The sequence below is a fragment of the Couchioplanes caeruleus genome (assembly GCF_003751945.1).
Taxonomy (GTDB): Bacteria; Actinomycetota; Actinomycetes; order Mycobacteriales; family Micromonosporaceae; genus Actinoplanes; species Actinoplanes caeruleus.
In genome coordinates, this window is sequence record NZ_RJKL01000001.1 from 39,108 (window position 1) to 65,254 (window position 26,147).

At 72.6% G+C, this 26,147-nt stretch carries 28 protein-coding genes; 20 read left to right on the top strand and 8 right to left on the bottom strand.

Annotated elements, in window-relative coordinates:
- Positions 1-10: 10 nt before the first annotated feature.
- Complete coding sequence (locus EDD30_RS00160) at positions 11-1,390, bottom strand: cytochrome ubiquinol oxidase subunit I (RefSeq protein WP_123677987.1); 1,380 nt, start codon at positions 1,388-1,390, stop codon at positions 11-13.
- A gap of 76 nt (positions 1,391-1,466) precedes the next feature.
- Between EDD30_RS00160 and EDD30_RS00165 the strand changes: the two genes are divergently transcribed.
- Genes EDD30_RS00165 through EDD30_RS00175 form a run of 3 tightly spaced genes read left to right on the top strand, consistent with a single transcriptional unit; the run spans position 1,467 to position 3,678 of the window.
- Positions 1,467-1,835 (top strand): BlaI/MecI/CopY family transcriptional regulator, encoded by a 369-nt coding sequence (locus tag EDD30_RS00165; RefSeq protein ID WP_071807411.1) that lies wholly within the window; start codon positions 1,467-1,469, stop codon positions 1,833-1,835.
- Positions 1,832-2,755: a M56 family metallopeptidase gene (locus EDD30_RS00170; protein ID WP_071807412.1), complete on the top strand. Its 924-nt coding sequence runs from the start codon at positions 1,832-1,834 to the stop codon at positions 2,753-2,755. The genes EDD30_RS00165 and EDD30_RS00170 overlap by 4 nt, the downstream gene beginning before the upstream one ends.
- Before the next feature lie 11 nt (positions 2,756-2,766).
- Positions 2,767-3,678 (top strand): aminoglycoside phosphotransferase family protein, encoded by a 912-nt coding sequence (locus tag EDD30_RS00175; protein WP_071807413.1) that lies wholly within the window; start codon positions 2,767-2,769, stop codon positions 3,676-3,678.
- Between the two features lie 13 nt (positions 3,679-3,691).
- On the opposite strand, the gene EDD30_RS00180 is transcribed toward EDD30_RS00175, so the two are convergent.
- Entirely contained in the window at positions 3,692-5,137 is a 1,446-nt protein-coding gene (locus tag EDD30_RS00180; protein ID WP_071807414.1) for a sensor domain-containing diguanylate cyclase, read from the bottom strand.
- A gap of 225 nt (positions 5,138-5,362) precedes the next feature.
- On the opposite strand from EDD30_RS00180, the gene EDD30_RS00185 reads away from it, so the two are divergent.
- Positions 5,363-6,550 (top strand): YibE/F family protein, encoded by a 1,188-nt coding sequence (locus EDD30_RS00185; RefSeq protein WP_071807415.1) that lies wholly within the window; start codon positions 5,363-5,365, stop codon positions 6,548-6,550.
- 149 nt (positions 6,551-6,699) lie between these two features.
- Here the strand turns inward: EDD30_RS00185 and EDD30_RS00190 are convergent, their stop codons facing one another.
- Positions 6,700-7,845: a LolA family protein gene (locus EDD30_RS00190; protein ID WP_071807430.1), complete on the bottom strand. Its 1,146-nt coding sequence runs from the start codon at positions 7,843-7,845 to the stop codon at positions 6,700-6,702.
- A gap of 118 nt (positions 7,846-7,963) precedes the next feature.
- Between EDD30_RS00190 and EDD30_RS00195 the strand changes: the two genes are divergently transcribed.
- The 6 genes from EDD30_RS00195 to EDD30_RS00220 all read left to right on the top strand — a co-directional run bounded on the left by EDD30_RS00195 (position 7,964) and on the right by EDD30_RS00220 (position 13,518).
- The gene (locus tag EDD30_RS00195) at positions 7,964-9,562 is read left to right on the top strand and encodes a methyl-accepting chemotaxis protein (protein ID WP_071807416.1); all 1,599 of its coding nucleotides are present in this window, start codon (positions 7,964-7,966) and stop codon (positions 9,560-9,562) included.
- A 96-nt stretch (positions 9,563-9,658) separates the two neighbouring features.
- Positions 9,659-9,964 (top strand): hypothetical protein, encoded by a 306-nt coding sequence (locus tag EDD30_RS00200; RefSeq protein ID WP_071807417.1) that lies wholly within the window; start codon positions 9,659-9,661, stop codon positions 9,962-9,964.
- Between the two features lie 71 nt (positions 9,965-10,035).
- Positions 10,036-10,710, top strand: coding sequence for a response regulator transcription factor (locus EDD30_RS00205; protein WP_071807418.1), 675 nt, complete (start codon positions 10,036-10,038; stop codon positions 10,708-10,710).
- A 65-nt stretch (positions 10,711-10,775) separates the two neighbouring features.
- Entirely contained in the window at positions 10,776-12,137 is a 1,362-nt protein-coding gene (locus EDD30_RS00210; RefSeq protein ID WP_071807431.1) for a sensor histidine kinase, read from the top strand.
- Positions 12,138-12,226: 89 nt separating this feature from the next.
- Positions 12,227-12,961: a YcnI family protein gene (locus EDD30_RS00215; protein WP_071807419.1), complete on the top strand. Its 735-nt coding sequence runs from the start codon at positions 12,227-12,229 to the stop codon at positions 12,959-12,961.
- Positions 12,958-13,518 (top strand): sigma-70 family RNA polymerase sigma factor, encoded by a 561-nt coding sequence (locus EDD30_RS00220; RefSeq protein WP_071807420.1) that lies wholly within the window; start codon positions 12,958-12,960, stop codon positions 13,516-13,518. Before EDD30_RS00215 ends, EDD30_RS00220 begins: the two co-directional genes overlap by 4 nt.
- Positions 13,519-13,521: 3 nt before the next feature.
- On the opposite strand, the gene EDD30_RS00225 is transcribed toward EDD30_RS00220, so the two are convergent.
- Both EDD30_RS00225 and EDD30_RS00230 read right to left on the bottom strand, forming a co-directional pair.
- Entirely contained in the window at positions 13,522-14,154 is a 633-nt protein-coding gene (locus tag EDD30_RS00225) for an SRPBCC family protein (protein WP_071807421.1), read from the bottom strand.
- A complete protein-coding gene (locus tag EDD30_RS00230; protein ID WP_071807422.1) occupies positions 14,151-14,513 on the bottom strand; it encodes an ArsR/SmtB family transcription factor in 363 nt (120 codons plus the stop codon). Before EDD30_RS00230 ends, EDD30_RS00225 begins: the two co-directional genes overlap by 4 nt.
- 82 nt (positions 14,514-14,595) lie before the next feature.
- On the opposite strand from EDD30_RS00230, the gene EDD30_RS00235 reads away from it, so the two are divergent.
- Complete coding sequence (locus tag EDD30_RS00235) at positions 14,596-15,327, top strand: hypothetical protein (protein WP_071807423.1); 732 nt, start codon at positions 14,596-14,598, stop codon at positions 15,325-15,327.
- Positions 15,328-15,330: 3 nt separating this feature from the next.
- Here EDD30_RS00235 and EDD30_RS00240 read toward each other — a convergent pair whose 3' ends face one another.
- Positions 15,331-15,600, bottom strand: a complete 270-nt coding sequence (locus EDD30_RS00240; RefSeq protein WP_071807424.1) for a DUF2277 domain-containing protein — start codon at positions 15,598-15,600, stop codon at positions 15,331-15,333.
- Positions 15,601-15,635: 35 nt separating this feature from the next.
- Here EDD30_RS00240 and EDD30_RS00245 point away from each other — a divergent pair, with 35 nt between their 5' ends.
- Positions 15,636-17,291, top strand: a complete 1,656-nt coding sequence (locus EDD30_RS00245) for a phospholipid carrier-dependent glycosyltransferase (RefSeq protein ID WP_071807425.1) — start codon at positions 15,636-15,638, stop codon at positions 17,289-17,291.
- An 11-nt stretch (positions 17,292-17,302) separates the two neighbouring features.
- On the opposite strand, the gene EDD30_RS00250 is transcribed toward EDD30_RS00245, so the two are convergent.
- Positions 17,303-19,366 carry a putative bifunctional diguanylate cyclase/phosphodiesterase gene (locus tag EDD30_RS00250; RefSeq protein ID WP_143162832.1) on the bottom strand — a complete coding sequence of 688 codons (2,064 nt, stop codon included), beginning with the start codon at positions 19,364-19,366 and terminating at the stop codon, positions 17,303-17,305.
- An 83-nt stretch (positions 19,367-19,449) separates the two neighbouring features.
- Between EDD30_RS00250 and EDD30_RS00255 the strand changes: the two genes are divergently transcribed.
- The 7 genes from EDD30_RS00255 to EDD30_RS00280 all read left to right on the top strand — a co-directional run bounded on the left by EDD30_RS00255 (position 19,450) and on the right by EDD30_RS00280 (position 25,203).
- Positions 19,450-20,601 (top strand): branched-chain amino acid ABC transporter substrate-binding protein, encoded by a 1,152-nt coding sequence (locus EDD30_RS00255; RefSeq protein ID WP_071807427.1) that lies wholly within the window; start codon positions 19,450-19,452, stop codon positions 20,599-20,601.
- Positions 20,602-20,685: 84 nt separating this feature from the next.
- Positions 20,686-21,021 (top strand): anti-sigma factor antagonist, encoded by a 336-nt coding sequence (locus EDD30_RS00260; protein ID WP_170047469.1) that lies wholly within the window; start codon positions 20,686-20,688, stop codon positions 21,019-21,021.
- A 109-nt stretch (positions 21,022-21,130) separates the two neighbouring features.
- Entirely contained in the window at positions 21,131-22,711 is a 1,581-nt protein-coding gene (locus EDD30_RS00265) for an MFS transporter (RefSeq protein WP_071807429.1), read from the top strand.
- A 45-nt stretch (positions 22,712-22,756) separates the two neighbouring features.
- Complete coding sequence (locus EDD30_RS00270; protein ID WP_342353723.1) at positions 22,757-23,371, top strand: TetR/AcrR family transcriptional regulator; 615 nt, start codon at positions 22,757-22,759, stop codon at positions 23,369-23,371.
- Between the two features lie 431 nt (positions 23,372-23,802).
- Positions 23,803-24,708, top strand: a complete 906-nt coding sequence (locus tag EDD30_RS00275; protein WP_084557914.1) for a helix-turn-helix domain-containing protein — start codon at positions 23,803-23,805, stop codon at positions 24,706-24,708.
- Positions 24,709-24,770: 62 nt separating this feature from the next.
- Positions 24,771-24,911, top strand: a complete 141-nt coding sequence (locus EDD30_RS38610) for a hypothetical protein (RefSeq protein WP_170047716.1) — start codon at positions 24,771-24,773, stop codon at positions 24,909-24,911.
- Positions 24,904-25,203, top strand: a complete 300-nt coding sequence (locus tag EDD30_RS00280; protein ID WP_071809948.1) for a hypothetical protein — start codon at positions 24,904-24,906, stop codon at positions 25,201-25,203. The genes EDD30_RS38610 and EDD30_RS00280 overlap by 8 nt, the downstream gene beginning before the upstream one ends.
- Here the strand turns inward: EDD30_RS00280 and EDD30_RS38085 are convergent.
- Positions 25,175-25,423: a hypothetical protein gene (locus tag EDD30_RS38085; protein ID WP_143163062.1), complete on the bottom strand. Its 249-nt coding sequence runs from the start codon at positions 25,421-25,423 to the stop codon at positions 25,175-25,177. The genes EDD30_RS00280 and EDD30_RS38085 overlap by 29 nt on opposite strands.
- A 370-nt stretch (positions 25,424-25,793) precedes the next feature.
- Between EDD30_RS38085 and EDD30_RS00285 the strand changes: the two genes are divergently transcribed.
- Positions 25,794-25,994: a DUF397 domain-containing protein gene (locus EDD30_RS00285; RefSeq protein WP_071809951.1), complete on the top strand. Its 201-nt coding sequence runs from the start codon at positions 25,794-25,796 to the stop codon at positions 25,992-25,994.
- Positions 25,995-26,147 lie beyond the last annotated feature (153 nt).

Consider the following 26,147-nt stretch of genomic DNA (forward strand, 5'->3'; position numbering starts at 1 on the left):
GGTCTCCTCCTCAGTAGACGGGGGCCGGCGGCTGCGCGGCCTCGACGGGAGCGGCCCGCGGGGCGAGCGGTTGCCGCGACAGATGGCGGATCAGGCGCAGCCAGACGGCGGCGAGGATGCCGTAGACGACCGCGAAGCCGATCAGCGAGGCGGCGACCTCGGCGCGGGTGAGGCCGGGGGAGATGCCGTCGGCGACCCGGGAGATGCCGAACGCGAGCCACGGCTGGCGGGCGGTCTCGGTGAAGATCCAGCCGAAGGAGTTGGCGGCGGCGGGCAGGATCGGCACCAGGGGCAGCACGCGGGGCAGCAGCGGGTGGCCCGGCCGCCCCTTGCGGGTGCTCCACAGGTAGAAGGCGGCGAGGGCCGCCGCCAGCATGCCGATGCCGATCATGAGCCGGAAGGACCAGAACGCCACCGGGATCATGGGGATGTAGCTGCCGGGCCCGTACTGGGCGGCGTACTGGGCCTGGAGGTCGTCGATGCCCTGGACCTCCGCGCCGGGGGAGCCCGCGGCGAGGATCGACAGCAGGCGGGGGATCTCGATGCTGAAGGAGGGCTCGCCGCCGCCGGGGGAGCCGACGGCGAAGAGCGAGAACGGCGCGCCGGTGGTGGTGGCGTAGAGGGCCTCGGCGGCGGCCATCTTCATCGGCTGCACCTCGGTGATGACCTTGCCGAGGTGATCGCCGGTGAGGGCGGTGAGCGCGCCGCCGGCGACCGTGAGCCACGCGCCGAGGCGGGCGAGCGTGCGGTGCGCGGGTTCGCCGCCGTGCCGCTGCCGCCACACCCCGATGCCCAGCAGCAGCGACCCGCCCGCCATCGCGGCGCCCGCGAGCGTGTGCGGGAAGGCGGCGAGATTGACCTCGTTGAACAGCAGCGCGCCGAAGTCGTCGAGGCGGGCGCGGCCGGTGACCGGGTCGAGCGAGTACGCCACCGGGTTCTGCATGAACGAGTTCGCGGCCAGGATGATGAATGCGGAGAGCACGGTGCCGACGGCGACGATCACGATGGTGGCGGCGTGCAGGGCGCGGGGCAGCCGGTCCCAGCCGAAGTACCACAGCGCGAGGAACGTGGCCTCGAGGAAGAATGCGAGCATGCCCTCGATGGCGAGGGTGGGCCCGAAGACGTCGCCGTAGAAGCGGGCGAAGGCGCTCCAGCCCATGCCGAACTGGAATTCCTGCACCAGCCCGGTGACCACGCCCACGGCGAAGGTCACGATCAGCAGCTTGCCGACGAACCGGGTGAGATCGCGATATCGCTCTCTGCCCGTCCGCAGCCAGGCGACCTGGAGCCCGGCCGCGGTGGCGGCGAGGCTGATCGACATCGGCACGAAGAAGTAGTGGTAGATCGTCACGACCGCGAACTGCAGCCGGGTCAGGTCGAGCACGTCCACGCCGTCATCCCCTCTACGACAACTCGTAGTAGATACTACGACCCGTAGTACGACGTCGTGCAGTAGAGTGGGTCACATGGCTTTGGGGGACCTCGAACGCGAGGTCATGCAGCAGTTGTGGGACGCCGGGGAGCCGCTGACCGTGCGCCAGGTGCACGAGCGGCTCAGCCGCTCCCGCGACCTCGCGTACACGACGGTGATGACCGTGCTGGACCGGCTCGCCAAGAAGGGCGTGGTCCTGCAGCAGAAGGCCGACCGCGCCTATCGGTATGCGCCCGCGCAGTCGCGCGAGGAGATGACCGCGGCGCTGATGCTCGACGCGCTCAGCACCGCCCCCGACGGCGTTCGTGACGCGGCCCTGGCCCACTTCGTCGGGCGGATCGACCCGTCCGCGCTGACCGCCGCGATCGAGGCGGCCCGGAAGGGAACGGCCGCCGGATCGTGACCGCGCTGCTGCTCGGCGCCCTGGGCCTGACCCTGTCGCTGGTGGTGCCGGGTGTTCTCGCCGCGGCGCGCTGGCCGGACCGCGCGCCGGCCGCGGCGGTCGTGCTCTGGCAGAGCATCACCCTGACCGGCATCCTCTGCGCCCTCGGGGTCGTGCTCGCGGCCCCGCAGGAGCTGGTCCACGCGCTGGGGTCGGGCACGCCGGGCAACGCGGCCGCCCTGATCGCGGCGCTGGGCGTGGCGGCGGTCATCATCATCCGGCTGCTGGCCTCCCTCGCCGGGGTCACCCACCGCTCGCGCACCCGCCGCGCGCGGCACCGCATGCTCGTGGACCTGCTGGACGACGCCGAGCGCCACGGCGAGCTGCCCGCCGAGGTGCCGCCCGGCCTGCGGGTGCTCGACGGCCCGCTGCCGTTCGCGTACTGCCTGCCCGGCCGCAGCCCGCGGGTGGTGCTCAGCGGGGGAGCGCTGCGGATCCTCGACCGCGATCAGGTCGCCGCCGTGATCGCGCACGAGCAGGCGCATCTACGCCACCGCCACGACCTGGTGATGGAGTCGTTCACCGCCTTCTACCGCGCCGTGCCGCGCCCGCTGCGCAGCCGGGCGCCGCTGGACGCCGTCCACCTGTTGCTGGAGATGGTGGCCGACGATGCCGCCCGGCGCCGGTGCGGCGCGGAGCCGCTGCGCACGGCCCTGACCGTGCTCGGGGACGCGGTGAGCCCGGACGCCCCCGCCGAGGCACGCGGCGACGCGGAGCAGGAGCGGCGCCGCAGGGCGGACCGGCTCGCCGGTGCGGACGCTCGGTCGCGGAGCTGGTCAGCGCTCTGCCTGACGATGGCGGCGGGCCTGCTCGTCGTGCCCACCGTGATCGTGGTGGTGCCGTGGCTGGGCAAGGCCCTGACGGCGTGGCCGTTCCAGTAGCTTCCACGATCATGAGCGCCGTGCTTCCCGCCAGGTTCGTCCATAACGTCACCGGAAACTGGGGCCATGCCGGGCGCGCCTGGCTCGCGGAGCTGCCCGGCCTGGTCGTCGCGCTCGCCCGGGAGTGGGACCTCACGGTCGGTCCGGCGTACCCGCTGAGCTTCAACTGGGTCGCCCCTGTGCGCCGCGCCGACGGCTCCGCCGCGGTGCTCAAGCTGGGCCTGGCCGAGGCCGGCCACCTCGCCGCCGAGGCCACCGCCCTCGCCTTCTTCGACGGCCGCGCCGCCGCCCGGCTGCTCGCGTGCGACGACGAGCGCGGCGCCCTGCTGATCGAACGCCTGGAGCCGGGCACCACGCTGCGTACCCTGGTCCGCCACCACGACGACCGAGCCACCGCCGTCCTCATCGACCTGATGCGCCGACTGCACCGCCCGGCCCCTGCGGGCCTGGTCCTCAAGGACCTCGCCGCGCGCACCGCCGACTTCGCCGCCTACCTCGACCGCAGCCCCGGCGACGCACCTCTGCCCCGGCGCCTCGTCACCCAGGCCATGCACCTGTACGGCGACCTGTGCGCCTCGGCCGAGGCGCGTGTCGTCCTGCACGGCGACCTGCACCACGAGAACGTCCTCGCCGCGGGCAGGGAGCCGTGGCTGGCCATCGACCCGCACGGCGTCGTCGGCGACCCCGCCGCGGAGATCGGCCCGGTCCTCTACAACCCGCTCGACGGCGACGAGCCGACGCTGTCGCTGCTGATGCCCCGCGTCGAGCAGTTCGCCGACGGGCTGGGCGTCGCGACCGCACGGGTCGTCGCCTGGGGCTTCGTCCAGGCGGTGCTCTCGGAGGTGTGGGACGCCGAGGGCGGCGGGACGACCCCGGGCCGGGCGCTGCAGGTCGCGCTCGCCCTGCGGCCGCTGCTGCGCTGAGAGCGGACCCGGCTCACATCCAGGGTGCCGTGACCTCTTCCTGCACGTAAACCGTCACGTTGTCGCGCCCGCGCCGCTTCGACCGGTACATCGCCGTGTCCGCGTGCCGCATCAGCGTCTTGGCGTCCGTGCCGCCCGGGTAGGCCAACGCGATGCCCACGCTGATGCCCACGTCGAGCCGCAGCCCCGCGACGGACGCGTGCGCGGTGACGCCCTCGACGATGCGCCGGGCCACGTGCAGGGCCTCGCCGGCGTCGCGGATCCGGGTCAGCAGCACGCCGTACTCGTCGCCGGCGATCCGGGCCGCCGTGTCGGTCTCGCGGGTCGTGCGCTTGATGACCTGCCCGATCGTCTGCAGCAGGCGGTCGCCGACGTCGTGGCCGTAGGTGTCGTTGACCGCCCGGAAGCCGTCGAGGTCGCAGCTCAGCAGCGCCACAGGGTACTGGTAGCGGGTGCCCTGGGCGAGGGCCCGCTCCAGGTCGCGCTCGAGGGTCGGGCCGTTCGCGAGGCCGGTCAGGCCGTCGTGCGAGGCCGCGTACGCCATCCCGTCGTTGGTCATCCGGCGCGCGGTGATGTCGCGGTGGTGGCTGACGATGGCGTGAACCGCCGGGTGGGCCAGCATGTTGCGAGCGATGATCTCGTGCCACTGCCAGGAGCCGTTGGCGTGCCGCACCCGCAGTTCCGCGGAGTGCTCGACGGTGCTGTCCGAGGTCAGCAGCCGGGTGAACAGCTCGACCGAGGCGGCCTCATCCTCGGGGTGGAACAGCCCGCGCAGCACCTTGCCGCGCAGTTCCTCCGGCTGGTAGCCCATCACCGGGCGGGCCGCCGGGCTGACCCAGGAGACGTCGCCGGCGGCATCGCTCAGGGTGATGACCTCGGAGCCGTCGCGGACCAGCGCCCGGAACCGGTCCTCGCTCAGCTTCGCCGCCGCCTCCACCCGCTCGCGCTGCGCGACGAGCTCGCCCAGCGCCCGGGCGGTCGTCGCGGTGCCGACCGCGACCAGAAGCGCCAGGCCATGCGTCTGGTAGCCGCCGAGGTAGCTCGGTACCGCGCCCAGGGCGACCAGGAGCTGCCCGCCGGCGAGCGCCAGGACGCCGGAGACCGCGGCCGGCTTCCAGGCCCGCGAGCCGGAGCGCCGCAGGTGCACGGAGAGGATGTGCAGATGGGCCACGGCCAGCAGGGCGCCCCAGCCGATCATGTACATGATCGCGGTGCCGGTCACGATCTGCACGGGAATGCGCATCCACAGGCGGCGGCGCGGATCGCCCCCGGACAGCCGGTGCTGCACCTGCGGTTGGGTCCACACCGCGCTCACGACCAGCGGCAGCACGATGGCCCACAGCGGCACGTCGCCGGCGAGCTCGAACCGGCGCAGGACGAGGACGGCGGCCAGCACCAGCAGGTGCGTCACCCCGTAGCGGGCGAACCCCGCCGCTCTCGCCACGATCGCGTTGCTCACGTTCGTCGTCCTCGCCTAGTCGCAGGGCCGGCGCGTCCGCGCACGGTAGACCCACCATCGACCGGGCCGCCGGACATCCAAGGGTCCGGCCGCGAAAAGCTGGGGTTCCCGCCCGGCATAATCGCCTGTCATGAGCGACGCCCCGGTCCACCGCCGCGTGCCACTCCCGGCCTCGCGCCGGTGAGCCACAGCCACGGCCACAGCCACAGCCACGGTCACGGGGCGATGCCCGCCGCGTCCCGGCGCACCCGGCGGATTCTCGCCGCCGTCCTCGTCCCGGCGGCGGTCGTCACTGTGCTGGCGCTCGTGCTGCTCTGGCCGGGCAGTGTCCGCGACGGGTCCGGGGATCCCGGGACCGGCGGCGGGCAGCGGGCACTCGGCACGGTCAGCGCCGTCGCCGAGCGGGTCTGCCCGGCCGGGTCGGCGCAGCGGCGGTGCGGCTCCGCCACCGTCCAGGTCACCGAGGGGCCCGGCGCCGGTTCCCGGCAGGAGGTCGATCTGCCGCAGGGGCCGGGCACGACGACCCTGCGCCCGGGCGACGACGTGGTGCTGCTGCACTTCCCGGGCGCGGTGCCGGGCGGGCGCGCGTACTCGGTGGTCGACCGGCAGCGCGCCACCCCGATGATCTGGCTGGTGGGCCTCGCCGTCGCGGTGATCCTGGCGTTCGGCCGCCGCCGCGGCGTGACGTCGCTGGCCGGGCTGGCCGTGAGCTTCGGGGTACTGCTGTTCTTCGTGGTGCCGGCGGTGCTCGACGGCTCCCCGCCGCTGCTCGTCGCGGTCGTCGGCGCGTCGGCCATCATGTTCGCCGCCCTGTACCTGACCCACGGCGTGAACGTCCACACGTCGTTGGCGGTGGCGGGGACCCTCGCGAGCCTGGTGCTCACGGGAGTACTGGGTGCGGTGTTCACCTCGGCGATGCATCTCACCGGTACGGGCAGCGACGACAGCGCCTATCTGTCGGTGACCCGGGCGGGGCTCGATCTGCGGGGGCTGCTGCTGGCCGGCATCGTCATCGGTGCGCTCGGCGTGCTGGACGACGTGACGGTCACCCAGGCGGTGACGGTCGCCGAGATGGCCCCCGGGGCGACCGGCCGCTGGGAGCTCTTCCAGGCCGCAATCCGGGTGGGCCGCGCCCACGTCGCGTCTGCGGTGAACACGATCGTGCTCGCGTACGCGGGAGCGTCTCTGCCGTTGCTGCTCTTGATCGCGGCGGGCAGCGAACCGATCGGCGACCTGTTGACCAGCGAGTTCCTGGCGCAGGAGATCCTGCGCAGCGCGGTGGGAACGATCGGCCTGGTGGCGTCCGTGCCGATCACGACGGGGCTGGCGGCCCTGGTGGCCGAGCTGGGTGCAACGCCGGCGCGAGCCGTTCGCCCGGACGGGACCGCCCGGCGGGCCCGGCACCGCGGCTGACGCCCGCCGCGGATCCGTCACTGGCCGGACCCGGAACGACCGCGTCACTGGCCGGACCCGGAACGATTGCGTCGCTGGCCGAACCCCGAACGGCGGCAGCCAGGCCACGGCATCCGCCGTGACCTGGCTGCGACCCTGGACCGCGCCGGTTACTTCTGCGCCGCGGCCTCGTACAGCTTCTCCGGGGCGACCGCGCCGACGAGGACCCGGCCGTCGTCGGTGAGCAGGGCGCTGAACAGGGCGCTCTGCAGCAGCCGGCCGCTGCCCCAGGTGCCGCTCACCTTCGGCAGGACGCCGGCGATGGCCTCGAGCTGCTGCGCGCCGTCGCCGGACCCCTTGCCGGCGTCGCCGGTGGGCAGCTTGGCGACCAGGACCGATGCCCAGCCCTTGCCGACGACCTTGGTGCCCTCGGGCGCCTCCGGCTTGGCGGCCTTGTCCCGCGCCGCCTTCTCCGCCTTCTGGGCCTTCTCGGCCTCCGCGCGCAGCTCGGACTCGTCGGCCGTGTCGACCTTCGTGCCGGGCGGCGGGTTGAAGGTGAACTGCTCGGCGTCCGGAACGGCGAAGCTGACCTGCTGGAACGCGATCCGGACCGCCGGGTCGTTGGCGTTCTTGGCATAGACGTCCACGCCGAGCGGGATGCGGTGCTCCGCGTCGATCGCCAGCCGGACCTGGCCGACCAGCGAGGCGGTGTCCCGCGGCTTGAGGACCAGCTCGTACGCGTCGCGCCCGGCGACCTTCGCCGCGCCGGTGGTGCTGACCTCCGTGCTGGGGTCGATGGCGGCGAGCGCGGCGTCCGCGGCCTCCTGCGGGGTCGACGGCACGCCCAGCGGCGGCGTCTGCTTCTCGTGCTTGCCGGCCTCGGCCGGGATCTTGTAGTGCGTGGCGGAGCTGCCGGAACTGCGCCACACCCAGACGTCGGAGCCGTTGCGGATGACGTCCGTCTCGCCCAGGGTGCCGAGCACCGCCAGGCGGACCTTGTCCTGCCCGGCGTACCAGACCCGCGCGGTGTTGCTGCCCGCGACCAGCTTCATCAGGTCCGCGTTGCTGCCGGCGCCCCCGGTGATCCCGGGCAGCGTGGGCAGCCCCAGGTCCGCGGTCTGCACGATCGTGCCCGACAGCCCCTCGACCTTGGCGTTCTGCACGTCGACCAGAAGCTGGGCCGCGCTGCGCTCGGGCAGCGCCGGGTCCGCGCTCGCCACGATCGTGCCCGCCGCCGCGCCGCCACCGATGACGACGGCCGCCGCGGCCGCCGGAACCAGCCAGCGCAGCGCCGGCCTCGACCTGAAGACACTCACGATGTCCACCTCCCGTTGTGTGCCGCCCATCCTGCCGGGGGTGTGCTGTGACGCCGCTGAGAAAGTCCCCTAGGGGACGGCGGCTCAGTGATGTGGCAGGAGTGCCGAACAGGGTGTCGTGGGCGTAAAACGACCTCCTCTCGCTGACCTCAGCGTCAAATTCAAGATCCTCGCGGCGGTCCTGGTCGGGACGGTCGTTTCGCTCGTGGTGGGCGTCGTCGGCCTGATGGCGCTGAGACAGTCCAGCGATACCGCGCAGGCGATCTACGGCACCAATGTGACCAGCATCGAGGCGTTGGGCGATCTCCAGCAGGCCATGGCCCAGGCCCGGCTGGACGTGGCCAACCACGCGCTCTCGCAGGACGACGAGCACATGAACAGCTACGGCGCGGCGTTCGCCAAGAACCTGGAGGCCGTCGACGCGGCCTTCACGGCGTATCAGGCCGGGAATCCGGCGACCGATCCCGCGATGATTGCGGACCTGCGGGAGGACTGGGACGCCTGGGCGAAGGTCGTCCAGGAGAAGCAGATTCCGGCCAGCGAGCGCAACGACCTGAAGGCCTGGCAGGAAACCCGCGACACCGAGGTCGTGCCGTTGTTCACCGAGATCAACAAACACCTCGACGGGCTGACCGTCGCCGAGGAGCACGACGCGGCGACATCGGCGAAGGACGCCGACTCCGCGTACACGACCAACCGGATGGTCTCGATCGCCGTGATGGTCGTGGGCGCGATCGTGGCGCTGCTCGCGGGGCTGGTCGTGGCCCGGCAGATCCTGCGGCCGCTGGGCCGGGTCAAGGACGTCTGCGACCGGCTGGCCGCGGGCGATCTGACCGTGACCACCGGGCTGACCTCCCGCGACGAGCCGGGTCAGATGGGTGCCGCGCTCGACACCGCGGTGACGGGGCTGCGCGAGACCGTCATGACCATCGGCGGGTCGGTCGCGACGCTGTCCGCGGCGTCGGAGCAGCTCTCCGCGGTGAGCACCCAGTTGCAGTCGGGCGCCGGCGACGTCGCCATCAGGGCGACCACCGCCAGCGCCTCGACCGAGGAGGTGAACGCCGGCGTGCAGGCGATCGCCGCCGGCGCCGAGGAGATGCGGGCCTCGATCGCCGAGATCGCCGTCAACGCCTCCCGCGCCGCAGAGATCTCCCTGCAGGGCCTGAGCGTCGCGGAGAGCACCAACTCGCAGGTGGCCGATCTGGGCACCGCCAGCGCCGAGATCGGCGACGTGGTCAAGCTGATCACCAGCATCGCCGAGCAGACCAACCTGCTCGCATTGAACGCCACCATCGAGGCGGCCCGCGCCGGCGAGCTCGGCAAGGGCTTCGCCGTCGTGGCCGGCGAGGTCAAGGAGCTCGCCCAGCAGACCGCGCAGGCCACCGAGGAGATCACCCACCGGATCGCCAACATCCAGGCATCGAGCGGGTCCGCGGCACAGGCGATCGGCGAGATCACCACGGTCATCGCCCAGATCGGCGACTACACGACCACGATCGCCTCGGCGGTGGAGGAGCAGACCGCCACCACCAGCGAGATGAGCCGCTCGGTCGCCGAGGCCGCCAACGGCAGTGGCGAGGTGGCACACACCGTCGCCGGTGTCGCCGAGGTCGCCAGCGCGACCGCCGACGGCGCCAAGGCCACCCACCAGGCCGCGGGCGACCTGACCCGCCTGGCGTCCGACCTCACGAAGGTGGTCGAGAGCTTCCGTCACTAAGCCGTACCGGGACAAGAGCCGGCCTTGAGCCGGTGCTGAGACTCCGCGCCGATCTCTCCCCTGACAGCAACGGGGAGCGTCGCGAAGGAGACCACAGTGCCGATCACTGCCGAACTCGAGGACCGTCTGGTGTACGGCCTGCGCCGGCCGACCCTGGCCGACGCCCGGGAGAGCCTGCGCGCCAGCGTGGACAACCCCGACGCGGTGTGGAGCGAGCTGCTCGCGCAGACCGGCCTGGCGGGCTCGGAGACGACGACCGCGGCGCTGTCCGCGATGGCGCAGGCGATGCTGGTCCGCGGTGGCGGCGTCGGAATGTGCGGCAACGCCCTGCACATCCGGATCACCGCCTACACCGCCCTCGGCGCCGTCGAGGACCTGATCGCCGTCTCGGTGAAGGCCTGATCCACCCGCCGCGGCTGTGACCGCGCTGAGAACGGATTCAGCCGCTGGGGCGCGCATGCCAAGGTAGGGGTGTGCGGTTGCTGGTGGTGGAGGACGAGGCGCGGCTCGCGAGCGCGCTGCGGCGCGGGCTGCAGGCGGAGGGTTTCGCCGTGGACGTCGCCGCCGACGGCGAGGACGGCCTGGAGATGGCCCGGCACGGCGACTACGACGCGATGATCCTCGACGTCATGCTGCCCCGGCTCTCCGGATACCGGGTCGTGCGGCAGTTGCGCGCCGAGCAGAAGTGGCTGCCGGTGCTCATGCTCTCGGCCAAGGACGGCGAATACGACCAGGCCGACGGGCTCGACTGCGGCGCCGACGACTATCTGACCAAGCCCTTCTCGTACGTGGTGCTGCTCGCCCGGCTGCGCGCCCTGCTGCGCCGGGGCACCCCGGAACGCCCCACGGTGCTGCGCCACGGCGACGTCGAGCTCGACCCGGCACTGCGCAAGGTCACCGTCGCCGGGGCCGAGGTGGTGCTGACCGCCCGCGAGTACGCCCTGCTCGAGTACCTGCTGCGCCGCCCGGGCGAGGTCGTCTCCAAGACCGAGCTGCTGGACCACGTGTGGGACGCGGCGGTGGACACGGCCGCCAACGCCGTCGAGGTGTACGTCGGCTACCTGCGCCGCAAGATCGGCCGGGACCGGCTGGAGACGGTCCGCGGCGCCGGCTACCGGCTCGCCGCGACCGGCGCCACCGAGGCCTAGCCGTGACCCGGCCGCGCCTGCCGCGCCGGCTGAGTCCGCGCCGGCTGAGCCTGCGGGCGCGGCTGCTGCTCGTCTCCGTCGTCGTCCTCTTCGCCGGGCTGGCCGCGGGCGGCGTCGTGCTCGTCACCACGATGCACTACGTGCTGATGCGCGCCGCCAACACCGAGGCGCTGGAGACCGCCCGGTCGGTGGCCGCCCTGGTGGACACCGGCTCGCTGTCCGACCCGGTGCCGGCCGCTCCCGCCGTACGCGTGCAGGTGGTCAACTCCGCAGGCCAGGTGCTGTTCGGCTCCACGGGCGCCGACCGGCTGGTGCCGATCCTGTATCCACGGGAACTGCGGGAGCTGGCGGACGGCGACGGGACGTTCATCCCCGGCTCCCGGATCGGCTTCGACGGGCGGGTCCGCGTGGTCGCGCTCGCGGCGGGACCGCCGGACGACCGGGTCACGGTGCTCGTCGCCCGGCCCACGGACGAGCTGACGCAGAGCCTGCGCCTGCTGCAGATCACCTTGCTGGCGACGTTCCCGCCGCTGGTGGCCCTGCTCGCGCTGGTGGCCTGGCGGGTCGTGGGCGCGGCACTGCGCCCGGTGGAGGCGTTGCGGGCCGGCGCGGAGGAGATCACCGGCGGGGCGCGGCCGGGGCGGCTGCCCGTGCCGGACTCGGGCGACGAGATCCATCGGCTGGCCGTGACCCTCAACGACATGCTGCACCGCCTCGACGCCGCGCGGGCCCGGCAGCGGAGCTTCGTCGCCGACGCGGCGCACGAGCTGCGCAGCCCGCTGACCAACATGCGCACCGAGCTCGAGGTGGCCCAGCGCCTGCCGGACAGCACCGACTGGCCGGAGCTCGCCGGCGACCTGCTCACCGACGTGCACCGGCTCAGCCGCCTGGTCGACGACCTGCTGCTGCTCGCGCGCGCGGATGACGCGACGACCCGGGCCGTGCGGCCGGCCACCGAGGAGATCGAGCTCGGCGGCCTGCTCGACGAGGTGGCCGCGCGCTATCCCGAGGTGACGTACGAGCGGCCGGACGGGCCGTTGACGATGATCGGCGAGCGGGACGCGCTCGGCCGGGTGGTGGCGAACCTGCTGGACAACGCCGTACGGCACGCCCGGTCGTCGGTGCGCCTGGAGGCGGCGGCGGACGGCGCGGAGCTGCGCATCGCCGTGGCCGACGACGGCCCGGGCATCCCGGCGGCGGACCGGGAGCGGGTCTTCGACCGTTTCACCCGCCTCGACGACGCCCGGGCCCGCGACGCCGGCGGCTCGGGCCTCGGCCTGGCGATCGTGCGCGAGCTGGTGCGCCGCCACGGCGGCACGGTCAACCTGCGCGGCACCAACCCGCCGCCGGGGCTGCACGCCGAGGTGCGCCTGCCCCGGGGCGCCCCGGTTTCCCCGTCGGCGGGGACCGCCGCCGTCGTGCGGTGAAAAGATCGTGGGAACTTTTCCGGGATCCCGGCCGACCAATGACCGTGCCCGGCGCCCCGGCCGGGAGCACCTGAGTCGGAAGGCCTGAGATGTCCCTGCTGAAGCGTTCGGCCGCGATCGGCGCTGCCGCCGTCGCCGCGCTCACCCTGATGGCGACCCCCGCCGCCGCGCACGTGACCGTGAACGCGAACTCCGCCGTCCAGGGTGGGTACGCCAAGGTCACGTTCCGGGTGCCGAACGAGTCCGACACGACCTCGACCACCAAGGTGGAGGTCAACCTGCCGACCGCGACGCCGTTCGCGTCGGTGTCGCTCAAGCCCGTCGCCGGGTGGACGATGGTGGCCGAGAAGGCGAAGCTGGCCCAGCCGATCGACTCGCACGGCACGCCGATCACCGAGGCCGTTTCCAAGATCACCTGGACCGCCACCGGCGACGCGGCGATCAAGCCGGGTCAGTTCCAGGAGTTCGACGTGTCGATCGGCCCGCTGCCGAAGGTCGACAAGGTCGTCTTCAAGGCGCTGCAGACCTACTCCGACAACACCATCGTGCGGTGGATCGACGAGCCCACCACCGACGGCACCGAGCCGGAGAAGCCCGCGCCGGTGCTGAAGCTCTCCCCGGCCGCCGCGGGCGACACGCACGCCGCGGCCAGCGGCCCGACGGTGACGACGGCCGCCGCCGACACCGAGGGCGACGGGAACGGCACGTGGGCCGGCATCGTCGGCATCGGGCTGGGTCTCGCGGCGCTGGTGCTGGGCCTGCTGGCGTACCGGCGCTCCGGTGCGGCCTCCGGCGCGAAGCCGACCGGCACCCCGGCGGAGTGACCGACGAGGAGGTGACCGGCTGGGCGCTGGCCGCCGGCCGCGGCGACGCGGACGCGGCCGCGGCGTTCGTCCGGGCCACCCAGCGTCAGGTCCGGCGCTTCCTGCACCACCTCGCTGGCCCCGGTGAGCTCGACGACCTGGTCCAGGAGACCTATCTGCGGGCGCTGCGCAGCCTGCCCGGCTTCGCCGCCCGTTCGAGCGCGCGGACCTGGCTCTACACGATCGCCCGGCGGGTGGCGGTGGACCAGGTGCGCGCGGCGGTGGTGCGTCCCCGGCTCGCCCCGGTCGAGGACTGGCAGGCCGCCGCCGACGTGGCGACGGCCGCCGACCGGCCGCGCTTCGAGGAGCATGTGGCCCTGCGCGACCTGCTGTCCGGCCTGGCGCCGGAGCGGCGGGAGGCGTTCGTGGCGACCCAGGTCCTCGGCCTGTCGTACGCCGAGGCGGCCGAGGTCTGCGCCTGCCCGGTGGGGACCATCCGGTCCCGGGTCGCCCGCGCCCGCGAGGACCTGGCGGCCCAGGTGGCCGGCGCGGACGAGCGGGTGACGGGTGCCGGCTGACGCTCAGGAGCCGGTATAGGCGGCGTACGTGCGTTCGGCGGCGGCCCGGGCCTGCTCCGGGGCGTCGCCGCCCGCGATCGCGGCCTCGGCCCAGGCGTCCGCGCCGAGCCGCATGAACTCCTTGCCCTCCGGCGACGCCATCCAGGCGGGGCCGTCCTTCGGGTCGAGGGCCGTGGCGGGGTCGGTGAGGTGATTGGCCAGGCCCCAGAGGCCCAGTTCCCAACCGAGGCCGGTGGCGCCGGGCCCGTACTGCTCCCAGATCTCGGCGCTGACGTGCGCGACGTGCTCCAGCTCGAGGCGCGTGCGCCCGTCGCCCTCTCGTGTCAGCCGGACCTCGATCCAGCTCACCTCGTTGTTGTACTCCCACGTGGCCGCGAAGCCGGTCGGGCGCTCGCAGCGGCTGATCGTGCCACCCGCATTGCCCTCGAGCTGGTAGCTTCCGCCCTCGCGCAGGTCGCCGGTGATCGGCAGGAACCAGCGCGGGATGCGCTCGGCGCTGGTCACCGCCTCCCACAGGTCCTCGATGCCGGTGTCGTAGACCTGGCTGATCGTGGCGACCTTCGCCTCCCCGGCTTCGAGGTGGCGGTCACCGACGGTCCGGCGTACGTCGTTGATCTGCTGCTTGATCTGAATCATGGAGTCACTCCCGAGTCGTCGTCGCCTGCGGCGAGCCGCCGCTGCCGTTTGCCGCGGACCACCTCGGTGGCCAGCGCGTCCAGATGTGGCGTCCAGAACCGCCGGAACCGGTCCAGCCAGGCGTCGGCCTCGCGCAGCGCGGTGTCGTCCACCGCGTAGAGCCGCCGGGCGCCGTCGGCGCGGACGGTGGCGAAGCCGTTGTCGCGTAGCACCCGAAGGTGCTGGGAGACCGCCGGTTGCGAGACCCCGAACTCGGCCCGGATGACCTCGGTGAGCGCCCCGGCGGACCGCTCACCGTCGGCGAGCAGCTCCAGCAGGCGGCGGCGCACCGGGTCGCCGAGCACGTCGAACGCATGCACGCGGCGAGGTTATCAGGGCGAGCTTATATAAGCCAAGGCTGAATCATGCCTGTCGCGGACCCGTCCTTGGCAGGATCGGGCCATGCGATCGGCGCGGGTCCTGGCGGCCGTCCTGCTGCTGGCCGGCTGCGACGGGGATGCGCCCCGGGCGGAGGATGCGCCCCGGGCGGAGCCGGCGCCGCTGCGGACCGCCTCGGCCGGCACCGGGTGGGGCGCGCCGTCGCGCCCTTCGCCCAGCCGGACCACCCGGGAGCCGGTCACGACCACCGCGGCGCCGGCCACCGGCGGCTGGGAGGTGACCGTCTACTACACCGCCGTGGAGGACTACCACTCCGGCCAGCCCGAGACGGTCACCGGCTGCCCGCGGCTCGACTGCGCGCACGGCGACGAGGACCTGGGGGAGTACAAGTCCGACTTCGTCGAGGCCGTCCAGGAGGAGGGCACCGGGCGCACCGCCGGGGGCGACTATCTGAACTGGTCCCACGACATCGGCTACTGGCTCGACACCCGGCCGCGCGACGCCGCCGGCCAGGCCCTGCGACCGTTCGTCTCCGCCGCCGCCGATCCGCAGGTGCTGGCCCGCGGCACCCGCTTCCGGATCGTCGGGTGCGGCCACCAGGACGACGGCTCCCGCGCCGCGGCCGACGTCTGTGCCGCCCTGCGCGCCGCCCGCTGGACGGTGACCGACGAGTTCACGCCGGGACTCGGCGGCGACAAGCACGTCGACGCCTACATCGGCGAGCAGACCGGGCCCGGCTTCACCGACTCGCCGTGGTACCTGACGCTGTACGACGCGACCCTGCGGACCGGGTGAGGTTCAGGACGCGTACCGCTGCCGGGACCGCTCGCGGGCCTTGGCGGCCTCGACCTCCCGGTCCCGCGGCGGCGCGGCGGTGACGAGCTCGCCGAGCAGCTCCGCCGTCGCGGCGGCCACGGCGGCCACCGCCTTGTCGAAGGCGGCCTGGTTGCGCTGGGAGGGCTTCGTCGACCCGGCGACCTTGCGGACGTACTGCAGCGCGGCCGCGTGCACCTCGTCGGCGGTCGCCGGCGGCGCGAAGTTGTGCAGCGGGCGGATGTTTCGGCACATGGGCCGAGCGTATCCGCGCCGGGTAGGTTTCAGCGGTGACCGCGGACCTCGACGAGCGCAGCACCGCCGGGCCGGCCCCCGTCCGGCGGCGCCGGCGGTGGCTGGTGCCGCTGCTGGCGGTGCTGCTGCTCGTCCAGATGGCGGCCGCCATGGTCACCACCGCGGTGCAGCAGACCCCCACCATCGACGAGCCGGTGTACGTCGGCACCGCCGTCACCTACCTCGAGCAGCACAGCCTGCGCTACAACCCGGAACACCCGCCGCTGGGCAAGCTGCTCATGGCCGCCGGGCTGGCGTTCGCGTCGCCGGAGCTGGATCCGGCGTTCCGCGGCGACCAGACCGCGCTGGGCCGTCACGTGCTGTACGAGGCGGGCAACGACCCGTACGAACTCATGCTCCTGGCCCGCCTCCCGATCATCCTGCTGACCCTGCTGTTCGGGCTGGTGGTCTTCGCCTTCGCCCGCGACCTCACCGGCCCCGCCGGCGGCGTGCTCGCCCTGGCCCTGTACGCCTTCTCGCCCGACGTCATCACCCACGGCTCGCTGGCGACCCTCGACGTGCCCGCGATCGGTTTCCTGCTGACGGCGGTCTGGCTGACCTGGCGGGCCCGCACGGGTGCGCGCACCCCGCTGCTCCTGGCGCTGGCGGGCGTGGCCCTGGGCGCGGCGCTCGCCACCCGGATGAGCGTGCTGCCCGCCGTGCCGGTCGTGCTGCTGCTCGCCCTGCTCGCGACGCCCGCGTGGCGCCGGCGGGTGGCGGCGGGGGAGCGGCTGCGCGGGCTGGCCCTGGCCGCCGGGGTGGGCGTCGTCGCGGTCGGGATCGTGTGGCTCGCCTACCTCGCCGTCGACCCCGGGCTGCGCTGGACCCCTCCGGCGGGGCTGCCCGACGAGGGGCTGCGCGGGCTGCTCACCGGCTTGCTGCCGCTGCCGGAGGCGTACCGCGACGGCATGCGCATCCAGTTCGCCTTCGAGGACTCGACGTTCAGCGGCTTCCTCTTCGGCCGGCACTACCAGGGCTCGCTCTGGTACTACCTGCCCGCGGCGCTGCTGGTGAAGACGCCGCTCGGCATGCTGGCGCTCTGGGTGGTCGGGGCCGTGGCGATGCTCGCCGTGCCGCGGCTGCGCCCGGCGGCGCCGTACGTCCTGGTCGTTCCCGCGCTGCTGCTCGCCGTGGCGATGACCGGCGCCCGCGACTTCGGCACCCGGTACGCGATCTTCATGCCGATGTTCCTGGCCGTCGCCGCCGCAGCCGTCGTGGCCGTCCGGTGGCGACGCGCGCGTCTCACCGCCGGCGTGCTCGTCGTCCTCGTGGCGGTCAGCTCGCTGCGGACGTTTCCGTATTATCTGCCGTACTCGAACGAGGCCTTCGGCGGGCCGACCCGCACCCACCTGCGGCTGCACGACTCGAACGTCGACTGGGGGCAGGACCTCGGCCGGCTCGCCGACCGGCTGCGCGAGAAATATCCGGGCGAACCGGTATGGCTGGTCTACAAGGGCGCCGGTGTGCCCGAGGCGTACGGCATCAGCGCGCGCAACCCGCTCAAGGCGCCGGAAGAGGACGTGCACGGTCTGCTCGTGGTCTCCGACAGCTCCATCGCCAAGGCCACCGGGCGGCTCGCGGCGCTGCTGCGCACCAGCGGCGAGCCGATCGACGAGGTCGGGCACTCCATCCGCATCTTCCGGCGGCCCTGACTGAGCGTGGCTCAGGAGCGGACGGCGGCCCGGTGACGGCCCGTCGCCGGCGGCCCGCCGGCCCGGTGGCCCGGCGCCGTCGCGGCGCGGGCCGTGCGCTCGGCACGCTCACAGGCCTCCGGCAGCTTGTCCGCCGGGACCGGGCGGCTCAGCGCGTAGCCCTGTGCGAAGTCGCAGGTCATGTCCCGCAGGCGGATCAGGGCGCCGACGTCCTCCACGCCCTCGGCGACCACCGAGAGGCCCAGGTTGTGGCCCAGGTCGATCGCGCTGCGGACCATCACCGCGTCCGGCGTGCCGTCGTCCTGCCCCAGCTCCTTGATGAACATCCGGTCGATCTTCAGCTCGTCGGCGGGCACGTGCCGCAACTGGGCAAGCGAGCTGAAGCCGGTGCCGAAGTCGTCCACGGACACGCTGATGCCCTGGTCGCGGATCTCGCACAGGGCCCGTACGGTGCTCGCCGGGTCGGCCATGATGCTGGTCTCGGTGAGCTCGAGCCGCAGCAGCTCCGGCGGCAGCCCGGCCCCGGCAACGGTGGCCAGCACCGCCGGCACGAAGCCCGCGTCGACGAGGCAGCCCGGTGACACATTGACCGCCACGCAGTAGGGGCTTCCGGCGAGCCGCCACGCGGCGGCCTGACGGACCGCCAGGGCGAGCAGGTGGCAGGTCAGGCGCACCTCGAGGCCGCTGGTCTCGGCGATGCTCAGGAACGCCGCCGGGAGCAGCAGCCCCCGCTCGGGGTGGTCCCAGCGGACCAAGGCCTCCACCGAGGTGACGGCGCCGTCGCTGAGCCGTACCTGGGGCTGGTAGTGCAGCCGCAACCGGCCCTGCGGGTCCCCGTCGTCCAGCAGACCGCGCAGCTCCGCGAGGAGCTGCATGCGATCCTGCGAGCCGGTGTCCGAGCCGGCGTCGTAGACGGCGACCCCGCCTCCGCCGGCCTTCGCCCGGTACATGGCCGCGTCGGCGTGGCGGAACAGCTCCTCGCCGAGCCCCTCGGCCGCGCTCAGCGCGATGCCGAGGCTGCCGCTGATCGCCGCAGGGCCCTCTTCCAGCGCGAAGTTGCACCGCAGCGCGGCCACCATGCTCTCGGCCAGGGCGGTCGCCTCGCCGATGCACGTCACCCGGGGTAGCAGCACGGCGAACTCGTCGCCGCCGAGGCGCGCCACGACGCCCGCGTCACCGGCGGCGGCGCTCAGCCGCCGCCCGGCCTCCAGCAGCACCTGGTCGCCGGCGTGGTGGCCGAGGGTGTCGTTGACGGCCTTGAAGCCGTCGAGGTCGGCGACCATCAGCGCCACCTGGTGCTCGCCGGTGCCGGCCGCGTCGGACAGCGCGGCGTCGAGGCTCCGGCCGAAGAGGGTCCGGTTGGGCAGGCCGGTCAGCGGATCGTGCAGGGCCAGGTGACGGCTCTCGTCGGCCTGCTCGACGAGCCGGCGCTGATAGCCCAGCACGAGCCGCATGATCATGCCGACCAAGGCCAGCCCGGCGGCGAAACCGACCGCGGTGCCGACCAGCAGTCGTCCCTGGGTCTCGCGCAGCGCGGTCACCTGCTGCTGTGCGGCGTCGTGGTAGGCGCGTGCCACGTGGTCGACGTCGTCCTGCAACGAGTAGAACGCCGGCGTGACCTCGAGGCGGTCGAGCTGCGCGTGGCTGGGGTCGCTGTCGGCGACCAGCACCATCAGGCGCTCGGCGAGGTCACGGTAGCCGGTCTGCTGGTCTCGCAGGCGCCGCGCGTCCGCACGGGCCTGTTCGCCACCAGCCCGGATCACCTCGGCGAGGGTCTGGTCCGCTTCCTCCGCCACCCGCTGGAAGCGCTGCTTCACGGCGACCGAGGGCTCGACCTGGTAGTGCCGCAGGTTCACCTCCTGCATGGCGATGGCGATCCGGGCCTCGGTGAACAGGGCGGCGACCACGAGGGCGCGCTGCTGCTCCTCGGTCGCCCGGGTGGTGTGCAGGGTGCCCTGCAGCACGTACGCCGCCAGCGCGAGCAGCACCGCGGCCAGGGCAGCGGTGGTTGCGGCGCCGCGGCGTACGAAGCCGGTGACGCGGGTGCGCAACGCACCACCCAGGGGCCTGACCACGGAGGCTCTGATCGGCAATCCGCGGCCGGGCTCAAGGCGAATGCAGTTCTCAGATGTCCGGGGGCCGGACCGATGAGGAGGCCATGCGTCTGGTGACCGGTGCCGTTGCGGCACTCCTGATGGCGGTGACGTCCGGCTGCGCGAGCTCCGGGGAGCCGGACAAGGCGAGCGCCCCGGCGGCGGAGCCGATCCGCCTGGGCACCCTCGCCCCGCTGAGCGGGCGCAGCAGCCCGTCCGGCGAGGCCATGGTCCACGCCGCCCGGCTGGCGGTCGACGAGGCGAACGCCAAGGGCGGCGTGCTCGGCCGGCGCGTCGAGCTGGTGATCGGCGACGACGCCTGCGACCCGGGCACCGCCGTCACCGCGGCCCGCGACCTGGTCGTCCAGGACATCACGGTGTCGGTGGGCGGCTACTGCTCCAGCGCGACCGTGCCCACGCTGAAGATCTTCCGGTCGGCGGGCGTACCCATGGTGATCTCCCAGTCGAACTCCACCGACCTGCTGGCACCGAAGTACGACAGCGTCTTCCTGCTCAGTGGCACGGTCGCGGCCGAGGCGGACTTCGCGGTGGACTGGATGAAGCGCCTCGGGGGCAGTCGCCTGGCACTGGTCCACGACGGCACCAGCTTCCCCATGACCCTCGCCGGTTCCACGGCGGCGTCGGCCAAGCGCAAGGGCCTGGCCGTCAGCGCCGAACTCGAGCTCAGCCAGGGCGCGCCCAGCTACGCCCGGATCGCCGACGCGGTGATCCGCGGCGGTGCGGACGTCGCGTACTACACCGGGTACTACGCCGAGGCCAACCAGCTCATCGCGGACCTGCGCGCCCGCGGCTTCGACGGCAAGATCCTGGTCGGCGACGGCGCCACCGACGGTCCGCTGCTCGAGGGCCTCGGGGCGGCGCAGACCCGCGACCTCTACGGCACGGCGATGCTGTGGCCGGAGCTCATGCCGGAGCTGAAGGAGTGGTCGCAGCGCTACCGCACGGCGGTGGGCGTCGAGCCGGGTCCGTCGACGGTCGAGGCGTACGACGCCGTCACCGTCGCGCTGGACGCCATCCGGCGGGCCGGCAGCACGGACCGCGCGGCGGTGCGCAAGGCGATCGCCGAGACGAACATGACGGCGATGTCGGGCAAGGTCAGCTTCAACCCCGACGGTACGCGGACCGCGCCACGGTTCCTGCTGCTGCACGCCTCGGGGAATGGGTTCACGCTGGTTCGCCAGCCGCCGGACGCCTGATCGACCACCCTTTCGGGCGAGCCGGGCGCGTCGATGCGTAACCGTTGCTCTATGGCAAGCATTGAGCCTCTACAGTGCACCTCGATGCCTATGCCGCCGTTCGCCATCGTCGCGCACCCCGCCGACGCCGGGGTCGCCTGCCTGGCACTGCACGGGGAGGTGGATGCCGAGGCGGCCGAGGCGCTGGAGGCGGCCGTCGCGCGCGCGGGGCGCCAGGCCGGCGTGAGCGACGTGGTTCTGGACCTCACGGCGGTCACCTTCCTCGACGCCGCCGGGGTCGCGGCGGTGGTCAGGTCCGCGCTCGCCGCGGCCGACGGCGGTGTCCGGCTGCGCACCCAGGGGGCGTGCGGCATCGTGCGCCGGGTCCTCGAGGTCACCGGCGTCCATGCCTGGCTCCGCGCGGCTCCCCAGAGGCGGTGACGGCGGCCACATTACGATACGAGCCCGTTCCGTATCGATGACCTCCGGCCTAGGGTGTAGCTCAGATACGGAACTGTTTCGTATCGTAAGTAGCCTCGGGGGCCACCACATGGACGAACCGCAGACCGGGCACCCGCGGCGCTGGGCCATTCTCGGCGTGCTGGTCATCAGCCTTCTCGTCGTCGTACTCGACAACACCGTCCTCAACGTCGCGCTGCGCACCATCGCCGACCCGCATGCCGGCCTCGGCGCCAGCCAGAGCCAGCTCGAATGGGCGATCAACTCGTACACGCTGGTCTTCGCGGGCCTGCTCTTCACCGCCGGCATCCTCGCCGACCGGCTCGGCCGGCGGATCACGCTCATGGTGGGGCTCGCGCTCTTCGGGCTGGCGTCGCTGCTCTCCGCGTACGCGGGCACGCCCGACCAGCTCATCTGGGCCCGGGCGCTGATGGGGTTCGGTGCCGCCGCGGTCATGCCGGCGACCCTGTCGATCATCGCCAACGTCTTCGAGCCGCACGAGCGGGGCCGGGCCATCGGCGTCTGGGCCGGCGCGGTCGGGCTCGGCGTCGCGATCGGACCGATCGTCGGCGGCCTGCTGCTCGAGCACTTCTGGTGGGGCTCGGTCTTCCTGATCAACGTCCCGGTGGTCGTCGCCGGGGTGGTGCTGGTCCGCGTGCTCGTCCCCGAGTCCCGCGATCCGAAGCCCGGCCGCATCGACGTGATCGGTGTGCTGCTGTCGATCCTGGGCCTGAGCCTGCTGACCTACGGCGTCATCGAGGGCGGGGAGGCCGGCTTCGGCGAGCCGCGGGCCTGGGCCACGCTGACCGCCGGGGTGCTGGTGCTGGCCCTGTTCGTCCTGTACGAGCGCCGCATCCCGTACCCGTCGCTGGATGTACGGCTTTTCGCCAACCGCCGCTTCTCCGCCTCGACCGGCATGATCGGCCTGGTCTTCTTCGCGGCGATGGGCTCGATGTTCTTCAGCGCGTTCTACCTCCAGTTGGTCCGCGGCCTCGGCCCGCTGGCCTCGGGCGTGCTGTTCGTGCCCTTCGCGGTCGGCCAGATGGTGTTCGCGCCGCGTAGTGCCGCGATGGTCGCCCGCTTCGGGGCCCGGGCGGTCAGCACGGCCGGCCTGCTGCTGGTGGCGCTCGGGCTCGGCGGCTGGCTGTTCATCGGCGCGGAAACCCCGATCTGGATCGTCGGCGCGCTGTTCTTCGTCATGGGTGTCGGCATGGCCAACGTGATGCCGCCGGCGACCGAGGCGATCATGGCCGCGCTGCCCCGGGAACAGGCCGGCGTCGGGTCGGCCGTGAGCAACACCGTGCGCCAGGTCGGCGGCGCGCTCGGCGTCGCCGTCCTCGGCGCCGTGCTGTCCGCGGCGTACCGCGACGGCATGGGCGACGCCACGGCCGCGCTGCCCGCCGGCGCCCGCGACGCCGCCGCCGAGTCCATCGCCGGTGCGTACGGGGTCGCGGCCCAGGCCGGACCCGCGGGGCCCGCGCTGGTCGCGCAGGCCAACGACGCCTTCCTGACCGCGATGCACTACGCCTCCGTCGGCACCACGGCGTTCGCGCTGCTCGGCGCCGTCGTGGCGGCGATCTGGCTGCCCGGTCGGCGTCCGGCCGGCACGCCGGCGCCCGGGACCTCCGCGGGACTCCCGGAGCAGCAGGGCCGGGAACTGGTCGAGGCATGACGGGCGCCGTGGTAAGGCGATGAGGGCTCGGTAACAATGGAGCGCATGACGACGGTCAGCGTGGACGAGGAGGCCGGCCGGGGCCGCAAGGCACCCGGCCGGCCCCGCGACGCCCGGGCCGCCGAGGCCATCATCGACGCGGTGACGGCCCTGCTGGCGGAGGGCCAGAGCTCCGCCGCGATCTCGATCGAGGCGGTCGCGGCGCGGGCGGGGGTGGGCAAGGCGACGATCTACCGCCGCTGGCCCAACAAGGAGGCGCTGCTCATCGACGCGGTGGCCCGGATGAAGGGCCCGCTGCCGGCCCTGACCGGCGAGTCGGTCCGTGAGGACCTGATCATGCTGGTGGCCTCGGCCCGCAACGCGCGCATGGAACGGTACGGCCGGGTGACCGCCTGCCTCGTGCCGGAGATGGTCAAGAGCCCGGAGATGCACGCGGTCTTCCAGGCCGTGATCGAGCCCCGCCGCGCGGTCATGCGCGAGGTGCTGCGCCGCGGCGTCGAGAGCGGCGAACTCCGCCCCGACCTCGACGTGGAGCTGACTCTGCTGATGCTCGTCGGCCCGACGATCGCGCAGAACATGCTGAACTGGAACCCCGCTATCCCGATCGAAGGGTACGCGGAAGCGCTCGTCGACGCCGTCCTGCGCGGCGCCGCCGCCTGAGGGCCGCACATTGGCTGGGCTTAATGGCACTCGACCGGCGTTGCGCCGTCCGGCTGAGTAACTGAGAAATTCCTGAGAGTATCGCCCCAGCCTTTCCCGGGACTAATCTGTGAGACCGGGGTCGTCCGGCATCACTCACAGCGACGGAAAACGCATCGGCGACCGCGGGCCGGCGCCGATGCGAGCATCCCTCACGGCCGGCGTCCCCGCAGAGGGCCTGTACGCCACGTGAGTCGAGGGCGGTGACCGCGCCGGCGGTGGCGCGGCGCGCGTACCCACCCACGAGTCGGCTAAACCTACTGGTCAGAACTTTCTGCGACATTCGAGCTGCGATATGCAGACTGCGATACCCGCGGCGCTGCTGAGCTAGGCTGGACGCACGGCGATGACCCGCGGACACGTGTCCTTACAGAGAGTAGCGGGATAATGACATGGGTATAGGAGAGCGGCGCAGATCCGCATTGGAGCGCAAACGCCTCGTCCGCAAACTGTTCGAAATTCGGCAGAAAATCGGCTACACCCAGGCGCAGGTCGCCGGAAAGCTGCGGTGGTCGCAGTCGAAGGTGCACCGGATAGAAAGCGGCGAGAACAGCATTTCGTACACGGACCTTCTCGCCTTACTCAAGATCTACGGCATTCGCGAGAACGAGTTAGTGGAGGAACTGACGGAAATGGCCGAACTGGCCCGGCAACGCAGCCTCCCGGAGATCAGCGACATCCACTCGAAGGATTTCCGGGACTATCTCGAGGCCGAAATCACGGCGGACACCGTACGGGAGTTCGAAAATTCGTACATCCCGGGTCTGCTGCAGACGCCGGCGTACGCGAATGCCGTTCTGCGGACCCTGCTGCAGATCTCCTCGCTCGCCGACGACGAGCGCGACACGGCCCTCGACCGTATCCGCCGCATGGTCGATCTGCGTGCCCTGCGGCAGCAGATCTTCAACGACGGCGGCATCACGAAGGCGTCGTTCGTGCTGGACGAGGCATCCGTGCGCCGCGTGGTCGGCGCGGAGTCCGGTGACGCCGGCGTCATGCGCGCCCAGATCGAGCACCTCAAGAAGATGAGCCGGCACCCGCGCGTGGACCTGCGGGTGGTGCCGTTCGGTGCGGGCAGCCACGTGGGGATGAGCGGGCCTTTCGTCATCCTGGACTTCCCCGATCCGGACGACTTCCCGCTGCTCTACCTCGAGAACGCGGCGGGCGAGTTCCTGACCAAGCACGACCAGCGGCAGGTACGGCGCTTCGCCGCGAACTTCGAGAGTCTGCAGGCCTGTGCGCTGCAGGGCGCGGAGCTGGACGAGCTGCTCGACGACGTGGTGGCCGCCATCGGCTGACCGGTCCCGGCCGGCGCTCACCGGCGCGGGACACCAGGGTGGACTGACGGGAGGAAACGCGGATGACCTGGACGACCATCGGCACGGCTTCCTGCATGCTGCGGTCCGCGGCGCCTCCGTCGTCCCCTGTCGACTCGGTGAACGCCGGCTTCGGCTCACGTCCGCCGGTGCGCAACCGCGAACCGGTGGCCGACGGTGGCTGAGACGGACCGGGAGCTCGGCTTCCGCAAACCCGCCCCGCGCCTCGGCGGCGCGCCGGCGTCCGCCCGGACGCCCGGCGGTTTCGTCGGCCTGTTGCACGGGGTGCTGACCAACGCCCGCATGCTGGTGCACGCCCTGGCGTTGATCTACCCGTTCATCCTGCTGGTGGCGGCGCTGTCCGGCTCACCGCAGATCCTGGCCGCGATGGCGACCTCGATGGTGACGCTCTTCGTGTGGGCGCTGCGGCGCGCACGCCGGGAAGACGTCAACTGTCGCGACGATGAAGGAGATTAGCGATCCGTTGCCAGCGCGACAGGATGGGATCACACACCATCCCCGCGGCGACGCTCACCAGCGCGGCAATGACGGCGAGGGCGATCATCCTCGCCGTCGCGGCGCTGAACAGCGCTGATCCCAATCCCTGACCGAGCCCGATGGCGGCGGTCCCCGCACAGGTGCCGTAGACGGCGAGCCGGACGGGCGACGCCGGGTCGTCCTTCGGCCGCTGTTGCATGCGTGGCTCCTTCCGTCGAACGGGCGTCCGCCCGTGGGTAGAGCTACTACGCACCAGCCACCTCATCGCACCAAAGACCGCGCGCGGCGATCTGTCCTCCTGACGACCTGGATCGTATAAGAAGCACCAGGCCAGTACGTCATTTTGCGTCCCTACGGCGTACCCCGATCGGGGACGTTCATTTCTCGTTCTTGAACCGTCCTCATCAGACTAGCCGTGCCATCGAAAGGAATCTACACTCTTGCCTGCCAGATACTTGACCGTCGGCGATCCGATTTATCTGCTACGCCGGGCCGCCGATCTCCGCGGGAACACAGATCGCTGACCGGCGCGTGCGCAAGAACGGCCGGCCGCCAATAGGGGAGGCACGTTGGGCGATAAGCCGTCGACGCAGGCCGGGTGGCGGAAAAGTTCCCGCTGCGGTGAGGGTAACTGCGTAGAAGTGTCCACCTCCGAATTCACAGTGCGGATACGAGATGGTAAGGATCCGTACGGTCCGATCTTGGAGTTCGATCCACTGGAGTGGTTCCGGTTCCTTTCCGCGATCAAGGCGGAGGCGTTCGGACCTTGATGACGTCCGGTCCGCTTCGGTCGTTCGGTCCTCTCTGGCCTCTCCGGTCGTTCCGGTCGTGACGAGGTCCGGTTCTTGATGGCCGTCCGGACCGTGATCGCGGTCGGTCCTTGATGGCCGTTCGACTCTGAATACGGACGCATACCCGGGATC